This window comes from Desulfovibrio sp. 1188_IL3213 (genome assembly GCF_036763145.1).
In the GTDB taxonomy this organism is placed as follows: Bacteria; Desulfobacterota; Desulfovibrionia; order Desulfovibrionales; family Desulfovibrionaceae; genus Desulfovibrio.
Genome location: NZ_JBAIYR010000101.1, coordinates 1 through 6,525 on the forward strand (window position 1 = coordinate 1; position 6,525 = coordinate 6,525).

At 58.0% G+C, this 6,525-nt stretch carries 5 protein-coding genes and 1 pseudogene; 5 read left to right on the plus strand and 1 reads right to left on the minus strand.

Features of this window, described 5'->3' with window-relative positions:
* The 4 genes and pseudogenes from V6C16_RS06160 to mgtA form a co-directional block, all read left to right on the plus strand.
* Nucleotides 1-645, plus strand: a pseudogene (locus V6C16_RS06160) (hypothetical protein); the annotation flags it as partial.
* 65 nt (nt 646-710) lie between these two features.
* Entirely contained in the window at nt 711-1,247 is a 537-nt protein-coding gene (locus tag V6C16_RS06165; protein WP_333536868.1) for a protoporphyrinogen oxidase, read from the plus strand.
* Between the two features lie 315 nt (nt 1,248-1,562).
* Nucleotides 1,563-1,715 (plus strand): hypothetical protein, encoded by a 153-nt coding sequence (locus V6C16_RS06170; protein ID WP_333536869.1) that lies wholly within the window; start codon nt 1,563-1,565, stop codon nt 1,713-1,715.
* Nucleotides 1,716-1,982: 267 nt separating this feature from the next.
* Complete coding sequence (gene mgtA, locus V6C16_RS06175) at nt 1,983-4,673, plus strand: magnesium-translocating P-type ATPase (RefSeq protein ID WP_333536870.1); 2,691 nt, start codon at nt 1,983-1,985, stop codon at nt 4,671-4,673.
* Between the two features lie 184 nt (nt 4,674-4,857).
* On the opposite strand, the gene V6C16_RS06180 is transcribed toward mgtA, so the two are convergent.
* Nucleotides 4,858-5,205: a DVU0772 family protein gene (locus tag V6C16_RS06180; RefSeq protein ID WP_333536871.1), complete on the minus strand. Its 348-nt coding sequence runs from the start codon at nt 5,203-5,205 to the stop codon at nt 4,858-4,860.
* 277 nt (nt 5,206-5,482) lie between these two features.
* Between V6C16_RS06180 and V6C16_RS06185 the strand changes: the two genes are divergently transcribed.
* The coding region (locus V6C16_RS06185; RefSeq protein ID WP_333542899.1) for a thiamine pyrophosphate-binding protein at nt 5,483-6,525 on the plus strand (1,043 nt) is incomplete at its 3' end.

The following is a 6,525-nucleotide window of genomic DNA, read 5'->3' on the forward strand; positions in this document are numbered from 1 at the left end:
TGGCATTCAGCCCGCAAAGGGCGCAGGTCGACGCCCCCCACGGAAAGTGACGCGGCGGGCGACCGGCTTGACACTGACACCCTGCACGGCAGACTGTTCTTGTACCTTCTGGCGATCGCCTGTTTTTTTGCGGCCCACGCCCTGCCCAACTGGTCTTTTTCCGGGCCGCCACAGGGACTGGACTGGAGCCGCATGGTTTCAGCGGTGCTCGGCACTGCCACCCATGACTATTTTACAAATTTCGCCCCTGCCGGAGCCGTGGCCCTGCTGGCGATCTCGCTGGCCCTGCGTGAGCGTGCCGGCACTGCCGCCGCCATGCCGATAAAAAGCATCTTTTCCGCGTCGGATATGGAAAAGGCCGCCCGCTGGTGCGCCCTGTGGGCCATGATCGGCTACATACCCCGTTGCATCGACCGCTGGGGCCTGTTTATCGGGCTTTCTTTCAGCGGTCAGGCGCTGCCGGACTGGCTCATGCCCCAGATTGCGGGTCTTGTGCCTCTGACCTTGGCGGTAACCTGCTGGGCCATCCTGTTTACCCTGCGGTCCCGGGTGCAGTTTCTGTGGCTCAACTGGCTGGCGCTGGCCCTTCTGGTCATCCGCCAGAGCCTGCCGTTCATCACCTTCCTGCTGCGCAGCGCGGCCTGAACCGCGCAAAAAACATGCCGTCTCCGGCTGCACGGATCATAACGCCAAGACAAAGCGAGGCCCGTATGCGTTCCACCCTTTTTTTTCTGCTGCTTCTGATCTGCGCCCTGAACATGGGCGGCGTCCATGCCGCACAGCCTGCTCCTGCCGTGAACGGGGCGGAGGCCAGGGACTTCACCCGCTTCAGCGCAATCCTGCCCGCCGGATGGGACGGAGAAGAACGCACGGGCTTCCATTCCGGCAAGGATGAAGAGTGCATGCTGATTCTGGGCATCAAGGATGAGGCCGGAGAAAACTATCGGGGGCTTGTGAGCATTTTTATGCTGCCCAATGACAAGCAGGCCACCAGCGAAAGCCTTGCCCGTGAGCTGACGCGCTTTCAGGTTGATGCCACCGAACCTTCACAGGAAGGGCATTTCTGGTCATTTACAGGCGAACCGCGCAGCCAGGCGTTCAAGGCTCCGGCCCTGACAAAAGTGCACGCCACGCACGACATGGTGCTTATTGCCATTATTCAGGACCCTGAAAGTCTGGGCGGCCAGACCGTTTTTGAAAACCTGCGGGGCCTCACCCCCCAGACCCGCCAACTGCTTGGCCGGTAGCCGCTTTTCCCACACTTCGCCCCCCGGGAGCAAAGCAGCCTGCCGTCTGATATCAGCGGGAGGCTGCTTTTGCGTGTGACACGCCCGCGCCGTCGGCGCGGACTTGACTCCCACCGTGAAATTACCTAGTAGTCAACACCAACATGCACCTTTAACCAAAGCAAAGGACCGTAATGGACAGCGTACCCGGTAGTACGGAATATCCCAGTAGTCGCTGGGAACACACGATAACCAGGTTGCCCCGGGCAACAGGTCTCGGTCTGTAACGGATCCTTCCCGCTCGCCGTCGCCTGTTCCGGGCATCGGAGGCGAGCCATGAAACTCTCCCTTTTTTCCTGCGTCATGCTGGCCGTATTTTTTTTCGCCAGCAGTTTTGCACTGACGTTGACCGTATCTTCCAGAAATCTGCGGCTTTTTACCGCAGAATCCCTGGCTTCTCGTATTACGTCCGCCAAATCCGCCCAGTGAAATCCGACGGACGCCAATACCCCGAACCGAATCCCCTCACACGCGCGCGCAGCGCATAGCCGCGCTGTCTTTCAGACAGGTGCAAGGAAAGGAGCTTTCCAACAATGGACCATCCTCCTAGTCGGCCCGCAGCGTCTTTTTCAACAAAAACACGCAGCGGGTATGGTGTTTTCAACTTTCTTGCCTCTGCGCCCGCATACAGCGACATAGCCTGATACTATACAGCAGGCATGCGCGCCGTCTGCCGGGTGCAGGAGGAGACATGCCATGTTTTTCACTTTTCCCAATAAAAATCAGCCCCACAATTCCCATAAGGGCCAGTGGGCCGCCCGGTCCACCGAACAGACCGTGGATGCGCTTTTCACAAAACTCGACAGCGAAAAAGACGGACTGACCGAAAACGATGCCCGCGTGCGCCTTGAGGCCGAAGGCCGCAACGAGGTGGCCCGCGAGCGTGTTCCCAATCCTCTGGTGCAGTTCCTTCACGCTTTCAACAATCCGTTTATCTACGTTCTGCTTATCATAAGTGCCGTCAGCTTTTACAGCGACTACTGGCTTCCGCTCCAGAACGGTGAAGAAACCGACGGCACGGGCGCAACCATCATCGTGACCATGGTTCTGATCAGCGGCATCATGCGCTTCTGGCAGGAATTTCGCTCCAACAAGGCCGCCCAGGCCCTGCAAGCCATGGTGCACACCACCGCAACGGTTACCCGCCGCGATGCGCAGAATGAGTCTGTAACCCGCGAAATCCCGTTGGATGAACTGGTGCGGGGCGATGTGGTACGCCTTTCCGCCGGGGATATGGTTCCCGCAGATGTGCGCCTGCTTGACTCCCGCGACCTTTTCGTCAGTCAGGCGGTGCTCACCGGCGAATCCCTGCCCGTGGAAAAATACGACACCCTGTCCGACGTGGCGGAAAAAAGCGCTGACGCCCAGGGATCATCCGGGCAGGCGCTTGATTCGCGCAACATGTGCTTTATGGGAACCAACGTGGTCAGCGGCACGGCCACGGCCCTTGTGGTAGCCACGGGGGCGCGCACCTACTTCGGCTCACTGGCGAAAAACATTGTGGGCAGCCGCTCGCAAACCGCCTTTGACAAGGGGGTCAACAGCGTAAGCCGCCTGCTCATCCGTTTCATGCTCTTTATGGTGCCCGTTGTTTTCCTCATCAACGGCTTTACCAAAGGAGACTGGAGCGACGCCTTCATGTTTGCCCTTGCCATCGCCGTGGGCCTGACTCCCGAAATGCTGCCAATGATTGTCAGCGCCAATCTGGCAAAAGGCGCCGTAGCCATGTCCCGTCGGCAGGTTGTGGTCAAACGGCTGAATTCCATTCAGAACTTCGGTGCAATGGACATCCTGTGCACCGACAAGACCGGCACCCTGACCCAGGACAGGATCATCCTTGAGCGCCACGTCAACCCGCTGGGCTTTATGGACGAATCGGTGCTGGAACTTGCGTGGCTCAACAGCTTTCACCAGAGCGGCATGAAAAACCTCATGGACAGGGCCATTGTCCGCTATGGCGATACTGAGGGAAACAGCCTGCCGCGCCACCTGCGCAAGGTGGACGAACTGCCTTTTGACTTTGTGCGCCGCCGCCTTTCCGTAATCGTGGCAGAGTCCGACACGGAACATCTGCTGGTATGCAAAGGCGCCGTGGAAGAAATGCTTTCCATAGCCTCCAGCGTTTACGTGCAGGGCCAGGTTGTGGAAATGAACGAAAAATGGCGCGAAAGGCTCATGGATCTGGCGCGCTCTTACAACCGCGACGGCTTCCGGGTACTGGCCCTCGGCACAAAGGTTTTCAAGGGCAGCGAAGTTCGTGAGCAGTACACCGCCGCGGCAGAAGGCAACCTTGCCATCCGGGGCTTCCTGACCTTTCTTGATCCGCCCAAGGACAGCGCCGGCCCGGCCATTGCCGCGCTGCGCGAGCATGGGGTGACCGTCAAGGTTCTTACGGGCGACACGCCAGTCATCACGGCCAAAATCTGCCATGACGTGGGTCTTGAGCCGGGAACAGTTCTGACCGGCAATGATGTGGACGCCATGAATGATACCGAACTGCTGGCTGCCTGCGACAGCCATGACGTGTTCGCCAAGCTCACGCCCATGCAGAAATCGCGCATTATCAAAACATTGCAGCAAGGCGGACATACCGTGGGCTTTCTTGGCGACGGCATCAACGATGCGCCCGGCCTGCGTGACGCCGACGTGGGCATTTCTGTGGATACGGCTGCTGACATCGCCAAGGAATCCGCAGACATCATTCTGCTGGAAAAAAGCCTCATGGTTCTTGAGCAGGGGGTTGTCAAAGGCAGGGAAACATTTGGCAACATCATGAAATACCTTAACATGACCGCAAGTTCCAACTTTGGCAACGTGTTTTCGGTATTGGTTGCCAGCGCCTTTATTCCCTTTTTGCCCATGCTGCCCGTGCAGTTGCTGCTTCAGAACCTGATGTACGACTTTTCTCAGCTTTCCCTGCCCTGGGACACGGTAGACAAGGAGTTTTTACAAAAACCGCGCAAGTGGGATGCGCAAAACATCGGCCGTTTCATGGTCTGGCTCGGTCCCACCTCTTCAATCTTTGACATTACCACCTATGCGCTCATGTGGTTCGTCTTTGGCGCAACCAGTGTGGAGATGCAGTCCCTCTTCCAGTCCGGCTGGTTTGTGGAAGGGCTTCTTTCCCAGACCCTGGTGGTGCACATGCTCCGCACCAGAAAAATCCCCTTTGTGCAGAGCACGGCGGCCCTGCCCGTTCTGCTGCTTACAGGGGCCGTCATGGCGCTGGGCATTTACCTGCCATTCTCGCCGCTGGGCGGGCTGGTGGGGCTTGAGCCGCTGCCCTGGAGCTACTTTCCCTGGCTGGTCGCGACGCTGCTTTGCTACTGCTGCGTGGCTCAGGGCATGAAGGTTGTTTACATCCGCAGGTTCGGCCGCTGGTACTAGAGCATTGCAACAACAGGGCAATTTCAAGGTGAAATTGCCCTGTTTGGGCCGCCTGCGCCGTAAGCGGCGCAGGCGGCTTGGCCGGACGAAAAACGCGCAGGAAACCCGTCACGGTTTCCTGCGCGTTTTCATCTGCATGCGAGAAATGTTCTGTCTGGCGGGCCACGTTTGCGCCGCTGCCGGGTTATTCCTGCTCAAGTTCGTGCTTGAGCCATGTTCTGACCGCAGGAGTAGGCGCGCTGATTCCGCGCCACTCGCCGTGCTCCTTACGAAAATCTTCCATCAGATTCTTGGGCAGGGGCAGACTTATAAGGTCATCGGCCCTTTCGGAGTTGCGGCGCACAAGGCGAATCATGGGCGGGCTCTGCCAACTGTCCACCACAAAGTAATGGGCCACGTCATCCTTTGAGCGAACCGGAGGATACTCCGAATGCCAGTCATTGTTACCCCATTCAAGATACATGGTCACGGCATGCTCGGGGGTCAGGTTCCAGTCTATATCGTAAAGTGCGAAGTCCTTTAGTTGCGACATGGTGTCCTCCTCATGGGCTTTCTTTAACAATAATCATTCTTGACAAAGCTGGCAAGGGGTGCGCATGCCAAAAACTTACACTCTTCTCACGTTTTAAAAGTGACCACAGTCACAAAAGATTGTAATCAGCGCGCCTGCCGGCAGTCCAAAAAACCCTACCCAATGCCACAATTCAGATTTCCTTTACAAGAACCCAGAATCAGGATTGTCTACTAATAAAACACATGCTATTCGTTATCGGCAAAACTAACCCAAACGGAATATCGCGGAGGACACCATGACGAAAACCATACGTCAGGTTACATTCGAACTTTTGCGTGAACTGGGCATAACCACTGTTTTTGGCAACCCTGGTTCAACCGAAGAAACGTTCTTGAAAGATTTTCCCAAAGATTTCAGATATATTCAAACACTGCAAGAAGCCTCCGCCGTGGGCGCCGCCGATGGCTACGCCCAGGCCACACGCAAACCGGCGCTGGTGAACGTGCATACTTCCGCCGGTCTGTGCAATGCCATGAGCAATATCCTGACGGCCAGCATGAACAAGACGCCGCTGATCATCACAGCCGGCAACCAGACGCGCGAAATGCTCCTCATGGAGCCATGGCTCACCAACGTTGAGCCTGCCGAGCTGCCCAAGCCCTGGGTCAAATGGAGCTACGAGCCGGTGCGCGCCGAAGATGTGCCCGCTGCCTTCATGCGGGCCTATGCCATGGCCATGCAGCCCCCGGCCGGGCCTGTTTTTCTTTCCATTCCCCTTGATGACTGGGACAAGCCCGCGCTGGGCACACCTGTGGCGCGCAGCCTTGCCAGCCGCATCGGCCCCGATCCGAAACGCCTTGCCGAATTTGCCGACCTGCTTTCCAAAGCCAAAAATCCCGCTCTTATCTACGGTGCGGCCATTGCCAAAGGCGATGGCTGGAAGCAGGCCGTGGCTCTGGCCGAAAAACTCAACGCCAAGGTATGGGCAGCGCCCGCATCGGAGCGTCCGCCCTTTCCCGAAACCCATCCGCTGTATGCGGGCGGCCTGCCCTTTGCCATCGGCCCGCTGGCTAAAAAACTTGAAGGCCACGACGTGGCTATTGTGATCGGCGCCCCCGTATTCCGCTATTATCCGTATGTAGAAGGTCAATATATCCCCGACGGCCTGCGCCTGCTGCATATCTCCGACGATCCCGCTGAAACGGGCCGCGCCCCGGTAGGCGACAGCCTGCTGTGCGATGCCGTGCTGGCCCTGGAGGCGCTGGAAACGCTGGTGCAGGCGCGTCCCGCCTCATGCCAGGTATGCAGGCAACCCCATTGCATGGCCCCTCAGGCGGC